Source organism: Sporosarcina sp. FA15 (genome assembly GCF_051550195.1).
Classification (GTDB): Bacteria; Bacillota; Bacilli; order Bacillales_A; family Planococcaceae; genus Sporosarcina; species Sporosarcina psychrophila.
Map to the genome: position 1 here is coordinate 105,610 of NZ_CP188818.1, position 15,278 is coordinate 120,887.

Sequence of the window (15,278 nt, forward strand, 5' to 3'; positions counted from 1 at the left end):
AAAAAGAGCGGCCCGATCATAAATCTGGCAACCCGATCATATACCAGTCGTATCGAACATAAATCTGGTGTCCCGATCATAACCATGTCGCACCGATCATAACTCGGGCGCCCCGATCATAACCATGTCGCACCGATCATAAATCCGGTGTCCCGATCATCACCATGTCGCACCGAGCATAAATCCGATGTCCCGATCATCACCATGTCGCACCGATCATAACTCGGGCGCCCCAATCATAACCATGTCGCATCGATCATAACTCGGGTGTCCCGATTATAACCCTGTCGCACCGAGCATAACTCGGGCGCCCCAATCATAACCCTGACGCATCGATCATAAATCCGTCGTCCCGATCATAACCCTGCCATATCGATCATAAATCCCGCGTCCCGATCATAACCCCCGCGCCCCGATCATATAACCCGACCGATCATATCCCATAATGGCACCGCCAAAAAAAAATGAAACTTCTTCCATCGTCCTCCGTCTAATCCATTGAATAAGGAAAAGTGAGGAGAGATATTATGAAGAAAATCGGTACAATCGCATTGGCAGCACTATTAGCAGGAAGCGTAGTGGGTGGCTATTCAGCACAAGCACAAGAAGATACTACACAAGCCATTAGTGAAAAAGAACAAGTTACGACAAACTTTATGAAAGCTACGGGTGTCATTCAAGAAATTGAAAAAGAAGAAGAGGGAATTCGTGTAACGATTGAAAATGAAGATAAAATGATTACGATTTTGCGCATCAATGATAATTCCTTGCTATTTAATAGTGGGACGACAAAATCTTTAAAACCAGCAGACTTTAAAAAGGGTGCAACTGTTTCAGCCTATTATGATAAAAATAAACCTATGATCCTGATTTATCCGGCAACAGTGACACCTGAAATTGTCATTTTAAACGATGAAGAAGTTTTTGGTGAAGTGAAAGTCAGCCAGTTTGACAAAGAATTCTTAAGCTTGGATGGCGAGTTGAAATTGAATATCGGCAAAGATACGCCTCTTTTCAATCAACAAGGTAAAGCAATCGAATTGAAAGAGTTGAACGGTAAAGAATTGATGGTATTTTACTCAATCACAACGAGAAGCCTACCACCACAAACACCACCAACTAAAATTATTGCTTTGGATAATGCAACAGTAGAAGCACCTGAAGTTGAGCCGGAAGAAAAACCAGAAGTATCAACAGGCTTACAAGACATCATCGCTAACGACCACTACATGAAAAATGGCGTTAAGATGATTCCACTTCGTATAGTCGCTGAGCATCTTGGTTATCATGTTCTTTCTCAACCAAAAGTAAATGGTGCACTTGTTACATTAGACAACAGTTCATTCACTATTAAACGAGGCGACAACATGTATGGTTATAATAAAAGCATTCGTAAATTCGAAGTTGCACCAGAATTGAAAGGTATGAAAACATACGTTTCAGAAGACTTCTTGGAGCTACTAATCCAAAACTAACAATCGAAAAGCATGGCATATGAAAAAAAGCTTGAAACGATGGGACTGCCCTGTAAAAGGTCAGGCGTTTCAGGCTTTTTTCTATGTTATTTCATGAAGAACCACTATACAGAATGTTCAATCTCCTGTACTGTTAATATACAATCTTTCACTAGAAAAGGAGTTTATGTTTGATGAAAAAGATTATGGTATTTTTTACTGCGCTGCTTGTTATGTTCGCTACATTCGGCAATGTTTCTGCGGCACCATTATTTAAAGACGTCAATGATAAGTACGGGTCGAAAGCAGAATTAGATTTTTTGGCGGAGCGTGGTATTATCTTTGCAGACCCGGCACAAAACTTTGGGGTGAATGAAGAAATTACGCGCCTTGAAGCTTCAGCTATGATTATTAGGGCGTTAGGACTCGAAACGGTAGACCGACCCGATCCAAACTTCACCGACGTCACTCCAGAAGACGAAGGATACGACATCATTGCGACAATAACCGATGAAGGTATCGTCAATGGTAATGCTGAGGGCGAGTTCATGCCAAACAATAAGTTAACAAGGGGACAGATGGCAGCGATTTTAGTCAAGGCTTTTGAGTTGAAGGGAACAACAGAACAGACTTTCAAAGATGTCGATTCGGCATACTGGGCGTCGGATTCTATTAAAACGCTCTTCGCTAATGAAATCACAACGGGTTATCCAAACAATACATATAAGCCAACAGCATTCATTACAAAAGCGAATTTCGGTGTGTTTCTCGCACGAATACTGAACCCAGAATTTAAAAAACAGCCTGTCTGCTATAAGTCTGACGGTAAAAAGACGGCAGTTGTTGCTGTGCAGGTGACAAACTTATGGAAATCACCGAACAACAATCGTGTAGTGGACCGTCCTTCTATTTCTAATCCTACCGACATTCAAAAGTGGGCGAAAAGCATGTCTGTCAGTCAAAAATTATGGCTTGTTGGAAAAACAGATACACAAGCCCTTTATGGGCAAGAAGTTGTTATTCTAAAAAGTAGCGGAAACTGGCATGAAATTGCTGTAAAGGACCAATACACGCCTAGGAATAAAGCGGGATATCCAGGATGGGTTCCGAAATCTCATGTGACGGAAATAACGACTGATTATACGGATTGCCAACTAGCAATCGTTGATACGAATATCGCTACTCTTTATAATGAACCGAAAAAGGCCAACAAGTTCATGGATATCAGCTACACAACAATGCTTCCTGTCATTAAGGAAGAAGGGGATTGGTTACACGTTCAAACGCCTGCCAATGGTGTGAAATATTTGCGTAAGCAAGATGCAAAAGTCGTTAAAAACTTTGCTGCAATACCAAAACCGACTCAACAAGATATCGTCGATAGTGCCAAGATGTTTCTTGGACTTCCGTACATCTGGTCAGGGATATCAGGTTTTGGCTTTGACTGTTCGGGTCTTATCCATTCGGTTTACAAAAATCACGGCATCATGATTCCGCGTGATTCATTCGTCCAGGCGGTGAATGGTACACCTGTTGCAAGGAAAAGTATGCAACCGGGCGATTTACTATTTTTTGCGTACAATCAAGGCAAAGGGAAGGTCTATCACGTCGGCATGTATATCGGAAAAGGTCAAATGATCCACGCACCCAATTCAAGTAGAAACGTCGAAATTGTATCCATTGATACACACCCATACAAAGCAAACTATGCGGGCTCAAGAAGATATTTGAAATAACCACTACACTAGATTGTGAACCGATTGGGAAATTGGTTCACCGTCTTTTTTTCATGAAAACGGTCCATCTATTAAATGAAATTACTATTTATTGAACAAATGAATACCTATATAAACTGAGCGAAGGCACCTTATAAGGGAGTCTTGCTTCCAATACATATGTTATAATTTACTAGAATAAGGGGGTATTAAAATGAAGAAATTTACCATGGCACTTGTTGCATTCCTGCTAGTGTTTCCTATTATTCCTATTGCAAAAGCAGAAACAGGGCGCGATTCAAACCCATTTTCCGACTTAAAGGGACCGAATGGAGATATTATTTATTTGTATAATAAAAACATTATCGGTGGTTATCCAGATGGAACGTTCCGACCGAATGAACCCATCACGCGTGCTCAGGTCGCAGCAATGCTTGTGAAAGCGCTCGATTTTAAGCTGATTGACAAACCGACAGTGCAATTTAAAGACGTTTCCAATATATCTAAACATTATCAAACCTTGGCGACAGTCAGTGAACTTGGTATTCTTCGTGGAGAAAATGGTTATATGCGCCCCGGAGAAATCACGACAAGAGCGCAAATGGCGGCAATCTTGCGCAGAGCATTCGAGTTGCCAATGGACAATCAGCCGACATTTGTCGATGTATCGCCAGCAAATTGGGCTTTTAAGGATATCAATAGTTTAGCTAAAAACTTGATAGCAGGTGGATACCAAGATGGAACGTTCAAACCGGGAAATCCGGTAACACGTTCGCAATTTTCTTCTTTCCTAGCCCGTGCTCTTGATGACAAAATGAAACTTGCGGGTTATCGTTCTGCTGTCAGTGAAAAAGGTGTAGAAGTTGAACGGGACGGTTGGATATACACAGTGAAAACTAACAAACTTGTGAAAATTAATCAAAAGACAAAAGAGGAAATTATCTTACTGTCAGAAGATGGTTTCAGTGATTCAGATGGCTATGTAGAGCAAAAGCTTAGAAATGGATTTCCCATCATCTTGTTCAATAATCAAATCTTCACTCCTTATTGGAAAGAAGTTGATATAAAGAGCGGGTTGCCAACAGATTACGGTCTAATGGTATCATCGATAACCGGTGAGAAATTAAGCACAACTGGTGACAAGTACAACGATATTACCATGTATAACCTTCCGAATAGCAATGTTATCCGGAATGTAACACTCCATAATTTTGAAATCTACTTCACGATAGAGAAAAAGGTTCGTCAATTCGATAAAGGTTTTAATGAGGAAGTTAATACTGATGATATGTTAATCCTTTATTCAGCCGATCAAATTGGCTTTGGCATAAAGAAAGTTCATGAGTTTGATGCGCGTGTCATTTTTGACGACATAAAAGGTTCAAAAGTGAAACCTAACGTAAACCAAAATAATAAATCGATTAAATATGATTCTAGTGCCATGTATTATTTCAATAAAAAAGGTGTTTTCGCCTACAGTATGCTGAATGGTAAAACGAAAAGGTTGTCTACTATCCAAGCGCAAGATATGACTGTAATGGACACTGAAATCATAGTTGAAGATAGTAAGGGGAAAAAACACATTCTGAAAAAATGACGAAAAGCATCCTTCGGGGTGTTTTTTTTGTGGTAATAAGGAATTGAAACTCCCTTTCTAAAGGAATTCCAAACACAAACATAAAGCCTTCAACATAAGATAAACAATAAGGCACCAAAGTACGAATCACTATCCCGAAAAAGGATGTGTTTAGGCGTGTACAATAATTTCAATCAAAATCCAAATACAAAATACACGCTGGGCGATCTCTTGAAAGGGAAAGATCTTGAAATTGTAGCGGCATCACTCCTTTTGCTCGGCAAACTGAAAGTCGATTCCGTTCAACTATTTAGGGATAAACCAGTCATATCAGTTACATTGCTAGGAGAGTTTAAAAGTTTAAACGATAAAAAAGTAAATGAAATGACTGATTTTCTAGAGAAAAATGGTGATCTAACATTAGACGAGTTATTTGAGGGAATAAAAAGGCGAATGAATAAAGACAGGGGGAACGGACGTGAGTGAAAAAATCGGTTTTGACGCCGGAAGTTTTATTAATACGGTCATCTTAATCGTATTTCTTCTTCTCCTAGTTTTTGGCTCGACGAATTTAGGGGAGTTGACGGAAGTGGTAGATCTATAATAATTAATAATGTTTCTTCATCCTATAAGCACGAAAAAGGGGAAACAGGACTCCAAATAAATCAGCGGGTCCTGTTTTATTAGCTATAGCTAAAACCGAGCTGTCTTTAGACGAAGATTACTGTGTTTCAATCGCAGTAAATCCGCCAGCGTTATAATTCCTTTTTCTTCAAGATGCTTCAATAATTCAACAAATAAATGAGCTGTTGTCAGTGCATCTCCAAGTGCGCGGTGGCGTTCAAATAGTGGCGTGCCAAATAGCTGTGCGTACTCTTTGAGATCTAGTTGGTCCCAAGATGGATTTAAATAATCAATTAAATCAAGCGTATCAAAAGAAGTGGGTTCTTCGTAGGAGTATTTCACACGCTGTAATTCTTTTTTTATGACCAGCGTATCAAAGCTTACATGATGTCCAATCCACCCTCCACTCTTCGTATCCTCAATAAACTGAAAGTAGCTCTCTATAGCTTCGAGCGCAGTTGGGGCATTTTCTACATGGTATTGTTCAATAGAAGTTAACCTAGTAATATATTCAGGTATTTCACCTAATGGCTTTACAAAGGTCTGGAATACACGATTCGTTACTTCTGACTTTTCGACATGGACAGCTCCAATTTCAATGAGTCCGTCATCGGCAGCAATTGCAAACCCAGTCGTTTCAGTATCGAAGACAGTAAACGGCATATCACGCAACTTTGTATTCAGCAAAAATGATTGATCCAACTTATAATTTAATCGTTGTTTTCTCCAAAACATACATATTGCCTCCAAGCGATAGCGAAAATAGATCATAATTTTGCAAGTAGATGTGATTGCAGCGCGTGGACTGTCGTTAACATCGTTGTTATTTCATCCTGTTGCCATCTTCGCATCGATGCAAACTGAATTTCTGTGGTAATAGATTCATCTCGCAGATGTTTTTTCCAAGCCAGTTGAATTCGTGTTCTTAGTGCAATTTCATATGCATGACGTATATCATCGGCAAAGCCAGCCGATAGTTCACCTAATTGTACAAGGTCGTCTACTAATTGTAATGGTGTGCGTGTAATGATATTTTTTTGAACGCCCAGTATTTGTAGGCAATGATGCATTGGAAACAATGCGTTTTTTTTAATGTCAATGATTTCTCGGGTTCCTCTTCCTTTAAATAATGCCAAAAAGGACTGGTTTACTTGCGGTATGGGATTGTTTTGTTCCTGCTGCGCCATGTGATAAAGAAAAGTTTGTGAGGACTTCAATTGAATTTGTACCATCCGAACAAAATGATTATGTAACGATGCATCACCCATTAGAAAACGAAAAGATAAAAAGTTATAGCCAAGTAATATATCATCATTAGTCGCCTTAAGCGCCCAGTTACGTAGACGTTGCTGCCAATCGGAAACGGAACCGCGCCACTGTACCTCGCTTGACATCATTTTTCCGACGCATCTGGAATAGCCAGCTTTCTCCAAATGCTTAACAATTGCATCACCAAGCAATGAAAAATAAAACGCCACGTGCTTCTTATCATCTTCCTGTGGGTCGGTGTAGACAAGGAAGTGATCCTGGTCCGTCAACATGAATTGTTCGCCCCTAGCACCACTGCCCATCTCATACCATGCGAAGGGGACGGGCGGTGTTCCTTTACCTTGCCTTTCTAACGACTGTACAGCGAGTTTCACACAGTGTCGTGCGAGTCGGTCGTATAGTTTTGTAATAATCTCCAACGTATGAATGGTAGAGATATCATCGTTAATTAAACTAGATAACACATCGTAAATCGCGTTTTTAACGGCAGGTAAATTTTCGAAAGAAGCCTCTTCAATCGTTTTCAATACACCCATTGATCCACGATCACGCTTAAAAATAAGATTGGACAGTGTAACTATACCTACCAAACGATTATCTTCGACAACGGGTAAGTGTTTTACCCCATTCTTATAAAATGCCGAAAGGACTTCGTAATAATAATCATGACGTGAAATAGTATGCGGTTTTTTTGTCATAATATCTTTAGCTTTCAGTTCGCCGTTTGCCACTTGTGCAACGACTCTTTGGACAAGGTCTTTTTTTGTAATGATCCCGATTAGTTGCTCTTCCTGATCCACGACCATTAGCGAACTGATTGAGTTATCGACCATTATTCGTGCTATTTGCTGAACTGACGCATCTTCAGAGGCCGTAATCACAGAGGAGTTCATAAAGTCTTCGACACGACGAACATAAGGCTCGCTTTCTCCCCACTCATCTGACAACTTAACCTGCTCACCAAGGGAAGCATAGACATTTGCGAGACGAATAGACATGAGTTTCAAAATAGCGTCACGGACATCCGTGTCATCTATTCTTTCTTTTAGGACAGCATATGGAATCTGTAGACAATAGGAATCTTCTACTACTTCCAATACAAGACGATGATGATCGAGCGGCCTATTGGATTCACCTAAATAATAAGCGATATTTGAAAAACCGATTACCTCACCTTCTTGAACTTCTTCAAGGGCGAAGGATTGCCCATCATCACCAACAATGAATATCTCTGCTGTCCCTGTTAAAATGAGCAACAACCCTTCATGAGGTGTTATAAAGTAATTCACTTTTGCAGATTTCCGATAATAGGTAAGTTTGCATTCAGCCATTAGTTCAGCAAATTTTTCCTCAGTTAATCCTCTGAAAATAGGCTGGTCATGCACTTTCTTATACATTTTTTGTTGTGCACTGTTCATTATGAATTTCCTCCACCTTCATCTTTTTAGAGAAAAATCCCCCTCGTCCAGTTAAATTAGGGAGGGGGATTTTTTGCTATGAATTATCGTTCTAGCTCTCTATAACCTGTTTCTGCTTTAAATTTCACTTCGGCATAAGAAACCTCTTCAGCTTCGAATTTCTTAGATGAAACGAGTGTACCAATAATCGCTGCTAAGAATCCTGCTGGAACTGAAATTATGGCAGGGTTCGAATATGGGAAGAGTGGTTGCCCAACGAAGAACGCCGCTCCTTCTACAGGATTAATAACGCTAGGACTTAATGCAACAAGAACAAGCGCGACAATCAAACCGGTTAACATTGAAGCAACTGCGCCTGTCGTATTGAATTTTTTCCAATAGATCGTAAGAAGAATTGTCGGAACGTTCGCAGAGGCGGCGATACAGAATGCGAGTGAAACAAGAAACGCTACATTCAATTTTTCCGCACCTAGTGCTAAAATGATTGAGACAATAGCAACAGCAAGTGCAGCGAATCTTGCAGCTCTTACTTGTTGTTTCTCTGTTACTTTTCCTTTTTTTATAATTTCTGCGTAAATATCATGTGCAATAGCTGAAGCTCCTGACAAAACAAGTCCGGCAACAACTGCTAGAATCGTTGCGAACGCAACCGCTGCAACGAATGACTCAAGTGCTGATCCTCCCAACACACCCGCTAACATTGGTGCGGCCATGTTCCCAGCAGCATTCTCAGCAACAATGGCATCCACACCAACAAACTTAGCTGCACCGAATCCAAGGAAAATGGTTAAGACGTAGAATATACCAATAATCCAAACTGCATAAATAACAGAAGAACGAGCTGTTTTCGCATCTTTTACCGTGAAGAAACGCATTAAGATATGCGGTAAGCCAGCCGTACCTAAAACGAGTGCAATTAGTACAGAGATCAAACCAATCGGATCTTTATAGATTATTCCGGAATGTAAGAAGGCATCGCCATGTGGTGTTGCTGTTCTCATGGCATCAAACATCCCAATAAAGTTGAAATTAAACTTTAACAAAACGAGGAATGAAATAACAATGGTTCCTATCATAAGTAAAATCGCTTTAACAATTTGAACCCAACTTGTTGCAGTCATACCACCGAATAGTACATAGATTGTCATCATGACACCAACGATTAGAACTGCAATCCAGTAGTCAATTCCAAGAAGTAATTTAATAAGTGCACCTGCACCTACAAGCTGAGCAAGCATATAAAATAACACAATCGTAATTGTATTTAACGCTGCAGCGCCACGAACCTTTTTTGCTCCAAAACGTGCTCCAATCATGTCGGCCATTGTAAATTTCCCTAGATTACGAAGCGGCTCGGCGATTAGAAATAAAACTACTAGATAAGCAGTTAACCAACCGATACTATAGTAAAATCCATCAAATCCATTTAACGAAATTGCTCCGGCAATTCCAAGGAATGATGCAGCAGACAAGTAGTCCCCAGCAATCGCCATTCCGTTTTGCCAACCGGTTAACGATCCCCCAGCCGTGTAAAAATCACTTGCAGTTGTTGTCTGTTTAGCAGCCCAGTAAGTAATACCGAGTGTCAATCCAATCACTGCAACGAAAATTGCTATTGATATAATATTGTCCACGTGTAAGTACCCCCTTTATTTTAAAACATTTTTCTTTAGAATTTCTTCAACGTCTATATCGAAGCTTTTAGCTTTGTTCATATAGATGGATGTAAACACCCATACCATTACGAACATGCTTAATGAATAGACCCATGTCCAAGTCATCCAACCGATGGCTCGATTTTCAAGTATGGTTGTATATCCGGTGAGAATAGGTAGTGTAAAATAGGCGATAAAAAAGAAAATAATGTATGGCGTAGAAAAGATTCTTTTTCGTTTGACTAAATTTTTGAATTCAGGTGTATTGATAATTTTTTCATAGTCCAATGTTTCACTTGCTTGCTTTTTCTTCGGATTTTTACCCACGATTTCATCCCCTTTTTTTCTGAAGTGTTGAAAACTGGTAGTTTAGTAAAGTAATAAGCCTCCTTTTAGATGAATTCGCTTTCATATTTTGTAAAAAACGCACTAAATCTGTTAAAAATGTTAATCATATAATAGAAGGCTAGTTTCACATTACCAAATTTTCCGATAACTCACAAGGTATTTTTCTGAATAGTTAAAACTTAGTTTTGTCACTGCGAGAAAAGGAACTTATCAAATGGCTAGGAATTAGCGGCAAGTATAGACGATGGAACCAATTTATATATATTAAAATACAGAAACCCATTGAATTCACTACGGCGGGAGGGTGTCCCTTATAAGGCGCCTTCGCTCAGCCAATTTAAGTATCCAATGGTTCAACATTTATAAAGGGAGGTGAAGTCATAGGGTATTAGTATCCTATCAATCTGGGGGGAGAGGAAAGTGTTATGAGGTCTAAGACATGTAGGTATATCACAAAAAAAGTGTATAAAAATACCCCTCATCTTCGTCAAGGAAGAGAGGGGTAGTGAAAAAATTGGAACTTATTCATTCTCCAGATTCTGCAGAGAAGTCGCGTTGCCCAAGTTCTTTCTCATAAATATATAATGCGTTTTTATCTTCTCCGATACGCTTCAAATACTCGATATGTGTATCGAAAGATGCTTCCTCTTCAACTTGTTCGTCCAAGAACCATCTCAAAAACGAAATTGTGGCATGTTCTTTTTCTTCCCAAGCGAGGTCCGTTAATTCATAAAAGTTCTTGGTAACGCCTTTTTCTTGTAGTAAACCCGATTCAAATGTATCCAATACTGACGCGAATTCGATTTTTGGCTCTGACGTTGCGGAGAATTTAGCTTGTAACCCACGGTCATTCATATAGTTATAAATTTTCATGCCGTGAAAACGCTCTTCTTCGGCTTGTTGAAGATAATAATTGGCAAAGCCAGCATAATTATTGTGCTCGCAATAAGCAGCCATTGCCATATAAGCTTGTGCAGCGTTGAACTCATTATTCATTTGCTGATTAAGAGCATCCGCTAGTCGTTGACTAATCATCATATTGCCTCCTTTTATTGTTAAGACTATTCTTCTTTATCATAGCCTAATCTAGATTTTCATTCACGTATTTTGATTGAAAACACGGAATTTTGTCGTATTAGGAGTTTTGGCAATAGGAAAAGACGAAATTTACGGTTAGAACTTGGAACATTGTATAATAGAGGATAAAAGTGAGTGTTCGCACCGGGAAAATATATGAACAAATTAGATACTAGTTTAATAAAAAGAATATTTACGGCTTCTACATTTAATAAATGAGAAGCTTACCATAAAAGTGGTAGAGTACATGGTTTACAATTAAATAGTGCTAAGAATATATGGCGTGCAACAGTCTCAGGAAGCAAGTTGTATACTGTTCAAATAGAATTGAATGGTTACGACATTGATGATGATTGTAACTGTCCTGCGCATTATTCCTATGGAGAGTGTAAGCATGTTTGTGCTACGGTTTTGGCAATTGCCGATGAACAAAACGTTGCTACTAGTAGCAAAAAGAGTGGAACGAAAAATGCAAGATATCGGCGAGCTGAAGAGTTGATTGATTACTTTGGAGAAAGTAACAATCGTTCAGAATTGAATGCAGAAGATGAGTGCTATTTGAAAGTAGAATTTCTATTGAGGGCACATACGTTAGCTAGCTATTATAGAGAAAAAGATATTTTTGACATTCAGATGAAAATTGGAACTAAACGATTATATATCGTCAAGGATATTCGGCAGCATGTCACAAAACACTGACTTGCAGTTTGGCAAGCATTTTACGTATGATCCCGCATATCATGTGTTTCAAATGGAAGATTTGGCGATTATCCATAAATTAATGCAGTTTTATAAAACTGAAACCATCTATGATACGAGTACTTGGGGAGGTAACGGTAGGTCAGGAAAAGATATAGTCATACCTCCATACGCGGTAGATGAGTTACTTGCTACCTTGCAACATCAAAATTGTGTTTTTCAGCAAGAAGATTTCGTTTATGGACAACTGCAAATTGTAGACGAAGATCTTCCTTTCTCCTTTTCGCTTGAAAATGGCAAGTCCAAAGAATTTCAATTGAAAGTAAGCGGACATGTAGATGGGGAATATTTTAAAACCTATGGCTGGTATGCATATAAAGGGAAATTACATAAACTATCGGGTGAACAGCAACGGGCATTACAACTATTCGTTCCATTAATTAAAAGTGGAGGAAGTCCAATTATCCCGATATCAGCTGAACAAGTTGGGACATTTGTTTCACAAGCCATGCCAAAGCTAAAGGAAATTGGTAAGGTTCAAGTAGCTAAGACTGTTTCTGCGTTTATTATGAATCCTCCACTACGGGTGAAAATGTTTGTGGAAGGGACTAGTGACCGTATCGAGGTGAAGGTAGAGTATCATTACGATTCGATTGTCATTAACCCGATTGCCCAAAGTGAGACCGATGCTAATGAGGAACAAACGATATTAATCCGTGATGCAAAACAGGAACAATTATTTATGAATGCATTCGAGGATTCTTCATTGAAAGTGAGTGAGAATCAGTATTACACAGATGACGAGGAAGATATATTCGGATTTCTATACGACACATTGGCGCTACTTGAAGAGAAGGCAGACATATTTTTAGCGCCAGCCATTAAATCATTGATTCTACCTACAGAGAAAATGGCTAAAGTTGCTGTCGATATCCACTCAAGTGGGAACCTATTGGAAGTTGACTTTTCAATGGACGGAGTGGATTACGACAAGGTTCCACATATTTTCCAGTCTGTTATTGAAAAGAAACGCTATGTGCGTTTACCAACTGGAGCCTTTTTGTCACTTGATGATGAACAGTTGAAGGACGTAGCAGATCTTTATAAAGAGTTAAATGATAAATCGATTGAAATGGTAAATGGTAAAATGAACATGCCGTTATATAGAGGTCTGCAAATCGAAGAGCGCTTAACGCAGTTGGACAAACAGAACCGGAAATTCGGGAAAAGCTTCCGGCAGTTCATAAGCGCCATTAAATCCCCAGAGGAAGAAGAATATGTGATACCGGACACACTTCAAGAAAACTTGCGAGATTATCAGTTGACGGGTTTTCAGTGGTTGAAGTCATTGGCACAATACCAACTGGGTGGAATTTTAGCAGATGACATGGGCTTAGGAAAGACCTTGCAATGTATTGCTTATATCCAATCGGAGAAGCAGGCTCAGTCGGGGAAGCCCGTGCTCGTAGTCGCTCCAGCATCATTGGTTTATAATTGGAAGAATGAATTCAGTAAGTTTTCTCCTGTATTAAGGGTGGATATCGCTACTGGAACGGTTCAGGAAAGAAAGGCTATTTTGGACCAGGATAATATTCCGGATGTATACATTACCTCCTATCATACGTTGAGGCAGGATTTAGAGTGGTATAAGGAGCAAGAATTCCATACGCTTATTCTAGATGAAGCGCAGTCGATAAAAAACTATGCGTCTAAAATTGCGCAAGCAGTAAGGGCGTTAACGGCGCATAAGCGGTTTGCCTTGTCTGGAACGCCGATTGAAAATTCATTGGACGAGTTGTGGGCGATTTTTCAAGCAATCATGCCTGGGTTTTTACATGATCAGAAAACGTTTCGTAGTTTAAAACCTGAATACATTGCTAGGGTGGTTAAACCTTTTATTTTGAGAAGGTTGAAAATGGACGTTTTGAAGGAATTACCTGACAAAATTGAAACGGTTCATTACTCAGAACTGAAGAAAGAACAGAAGGAGCTTTACCTCGGCTACTTGGACAAAATCCGCGCTGAAACAAAAGAGTCACTTGACACAGAAGGTTTAGGTAAAGGGAGAATTAAAATTTTGGCGGGACTGACAAGACTTCGGCAGCTTTGTTGTCACCCCTCTTTATTCATCGAGAACTACGAAGGGCAATCTGGAAAGCTGGAAGAGCTTTTTGAGATTATTGAAAACGGACGAGAAAATGGCCGCAAAATCTTAATCTTTTCACAGTTTTCAAGTATGTTGAAAATTATTCGGGAAAAGCTTGTACAATCAGGACAAAGTTGCTTCTATTTAGATGGTCAAACGCCAGCCAAGGAGCGAGTCCAACTCGTCGATGATTTTAATGAAGGATCTGAAACGATTTTTCTTATTTCATTAAAAGCTGGCGGGACTGGCCTGAATTTAACTGGTGCGGATACGGTTGTTCTCTATGACTTATGGTGGAATCCAGCAATCGAGGAGCAAGCAATTGGTAGAGCCCATCGAATGGGGCAGAAGAACGTTGTTCAAGTTATAAAGCTTATTGCCCAAGGAACAATAGAAGAAAAGATAAACGAATTGCAGCAAAGTAAAAAGGAATTAATCGATCAAGTTATTCAAACGGGTGAAACGATGCTATCCTCGTTATCGGAAGATATTATCGATTTAAGGTTATTCAGCAGGGATTCAAACCCCTGCTGAATAAAGTTGAAAACTCCGGTGGATGTCACAGCTTTTGAATTGTGTGAGTGTACAGAATCTCGTGAATATTACATTTGAAAGTGGGGGACAAGCCTGAGGATATTTCCGATATTCAGAGGTTGCTTGGCATGGAAGTGGAAAAAAGTATAAAAAATGTTGTGGGGCATAAATTTCAGATAAGCCGTGCACAGCACTAGTCAGTATATGAACGACAATTGCATGCTATATATGTTGAATTAATGAATCCCACTAAATTTACTGTGGCGCTCAATAGGGAGCTAGTATTAATTCGGGGTGTGGATTGTAGAACGCTTAGCGCTATTGGGGATGCTCTACGCAGTAAGCCTGGATTAGCGCTTCGCATCCAGTATTACAGCATCGGCTACCCCTTTGCCGCGCCTGCGCTAGGATGTTCATTATCGAGAGAAATGTGATTTTGAGATGTATATGCCGATTGCAGATTTCATCGCAGATAATGAAAAGCTCTTTCTTACATAGTCCATCCAGCGTAGGCGCGTCTTCGTGGTAGCCGGAGCGATAAGACTGAAAGTGGTTTCCTTTCTGGCTTATCGCGGGAGGCATCCACAAAGCGCCGAAGCGGTATTAGGGGGAATCCTAATTCATTTCAAGTACAAGGGCTTTTTCAGTTGCCTCCCAAAAGCCTGTGTAAAGCGCATACGCCGCAATCATTATTCTATATAATTTCCAGCGAAGGCTACCCCTATGAGGAGCCGAGCGTTGTTGAGAGGATTCTTTATGTCAA

The 15,278-nt window shown here is 39.7% G+C and carries 12 protein-coding genes; 7 read left to right on the forward strand and 5 right to left on the reverse strand.

From position 1 onward, the window contains the following. Window positions 1–527: 527 nt before the first annotated feature. The 5 genes from ACP8HG_RS00610 (at window position 528) to ACP8HG_RS00630 (ending at window position 5,349) form a co-directional block, all read left to right on the forward strand. Window positions 528–1,475, forward strand: coding sequence for a stalk domain-containing protein (locus tag ACP8HG_RS00610; protein WP_187046994.1), 948 nt, complete (start codon window positions 528–530; stop codon window positions 1,473–1,475). Window positions 1,476–1,648: 173 nt separating this feature from the next. Further along, on the forward strand, window positions 1,649–3,190 hold the full coding sequence (locus tag ACP8HG_RS00615) for an S-layer homology domain-containing protein (protein WP_338653227.1): 1,542 nt from the start codon (window positions 1,649–1,651) through the stop codon (window positions 3,188–3,190). Between the two features lie 193 nt (window positions 3,191–3,383). Next, a complete protein-coding gene (locus ACP8HG_RS00620) occupies window positions 3,384–4,766 on the forward strand; it encodes an S-layer homology domain-containing protein (protein WP_438298040.1) in 1,383 nt (460 codons plus the stop codon). A gap of 156 nt (window positions 4,767–4,922) precedes the next feature. After that, complete coding sequence (locus tag ACP8HG_RS00625; RefSeq protein WP_231885777.1) at window positions 4,923–5,231, forward strand: hypothetical protein; 309 nt, start codon at window positions 4,923–4,925, stop codon at window positions 5,229–5,231. Next, window positions 5,224–5,349 carry a hypothetical protein gene (locus tag ACP8HG_RS00630; protein WP_255428601.1) on the forward strand — a complete coding sequence of 42 codons (126 nt, stop codon included), beginning with the start codon at window positions 5,224–5,226 and terminating at the stop codon, window positions 5,347–5,349. Before ACP8HG_RS00625 ends, ACP8HG_RS00630 begins: the two co-directional genes overlap by 8 nt. A gap of 89 nt (window positions 5,350–5,438) precedes the next feature. Here the strand turns inward: ACP8HG_RS00630 and ACP8HG_RS00635 are convergent, their stop codons facing one another. The 5 genes from ACP8HG_RS00635 to ACP8HG_RS00655 all read right to left on the reverse strand — a co-directional run bounded on the left by ACP8HG_RS00635 (window position 5,439) and on the right by ACP8HG_RS00655 (window position 11,094). Further along, on the reverse strand, window positions 5,439–6,104 hold the full coding sequence (locus tag ACP8HG_RS00635; RefSeq protein ID WP_340741651.1) for a 3'-5' exonuclease: 666 nt from the start codon (window positions 6,102–6,104) through the stop codon (window positions 5,439–5,441). 32 nt (window positions 6,105–6,136) lie between these two features. Continuing rightward, window positions 6,137–8,056: a DUF294 nucleotidyltransferase-like domain-containing protein gene (locus tag ACP8HG_RS00640; RefSeq protein WP_438298041.1), complete on the reverse strand. Its 1,920-nt coding sequence runs from the start codon at window positions 8,054–8,056 to the stop codon at window positions 6,137–6,139. Window positions 8,057–8,139: 83 nt separating this feature from the next. Then, window positions 8,140–9,690, reverse strand: a complete 1,551-nt coding sequence (locus tag ACP8HG_RS00645; protein WP_187046999.1) for a solute symporter family protein — start codon at window positions 9,688–9,690, stop codon at window positions 8,140–8,142. Window positions 9,691–9,705: 15 nt separating this feature from the next. After that, window positions 9,706–10,038, reverse strand: a complete 333-nt coding sequence (locus ACP8HG_RS00650; RefSeq protein WP_067206749.1) for a DUF485 domain-containing protein — start codon at window positions 10,036–10,038, stop codon at window positions 9,706–9,708. A 546-nt stretch (window positions 10,039–10,584) separates the two neighbouring features. Then, a complete protein-coding gene (locus ACP8HG_RS00655; protein ID WP_067206752.1) occupies window positions 10,585–11,094 on the reverse strand; it encodes a ferritin in 510 nt (169 codons plus the stop codon). Between the two features lie 369 nt (window positions 11,095–11,463). Here ACP8HG_RS00655 and ACP8HG_RS00660 point away from each other — a divergent pair, with 369 nt between their 5' ends. Then, window positions 11,464–11,835, forward strand: coding sequence for a hypothetical protein (locus tag ACP8HG_RS00660; protein WP_338653219.1), 372 nt, complete (start codon window positions 11,464–11,466; stop codon window positions 11,833–11,835). Next, complete coding sequence (locus ACP8HG_RS00665) at window positions 11,819–14,515, forward strand: DEAD/DEAH box helicase (RefSeq protein WP_338653218.1); 2,697 nt, start codon at window positions 11,819–11,821, stop codon at window positions 14,513–14,515. Before ACP8HG_RS00660 ends, ACP8HG_RS00665 begins: the two co-directional genes overlap by 17 nt. Window positions 14,516–15,278: the final 763 nt, after the last annotated feature.

Excerpts from the sequence above, each read along its gene's own strand:
- ACP8HG_RS00620 (WP_438298040.1), top strand. The coding sequence starts at position 3,384 with ATGAAGAAATTTACCATGGCACTTGTTGCATTCCTGCTAGTGTTTCCT.
- ACP8HG_RS00655 (WP_067206752.1), bottom strand. The coding sequence starts at position 11,094 with ATGATTAGTCAACGACTAGCGGATGCTCTTAATCAGCAAATGAATAAT.
- ACP8HG_RS00665 (WP_338653218.1), top strand. The coding sequence starts at position 11,819 with ATGTCACAAAACACTGACTTGCAGTTTGGCAAGCATTTTACGTATGAT.
- ACP8HG_RS00640 (WP_438298041.1), bottom strand. The coding sequence starts at position 8,056 with ATGAACAGTGCACAACAAAAAATGTATAAGAAAGTGCATGACCAGCCT.
- ACP8HG_RS00610 (WP_187046994.1), top strand. The coding sequence starts at position 528 with ATGAAGAAAATCGGTACAATCGCATTGGCAGCACTATTAGCAGGAAGC.
- ACP8HG_RS00615 (WP_338653227.1), top strand. The coding sequence starts at position 1,649 with ATGAAAAAGATTATGGTATTTTTTACTGCGCTGCTTGTTATGTTCGCT.
- ACP8HG_RS00635 (WP_340741651.1), bottom strand. The coding sequence starts at position 6,104 with ATGTTTTGGAGAAAACAACGATTAAATTATAAGTTGGATCAATCATTT.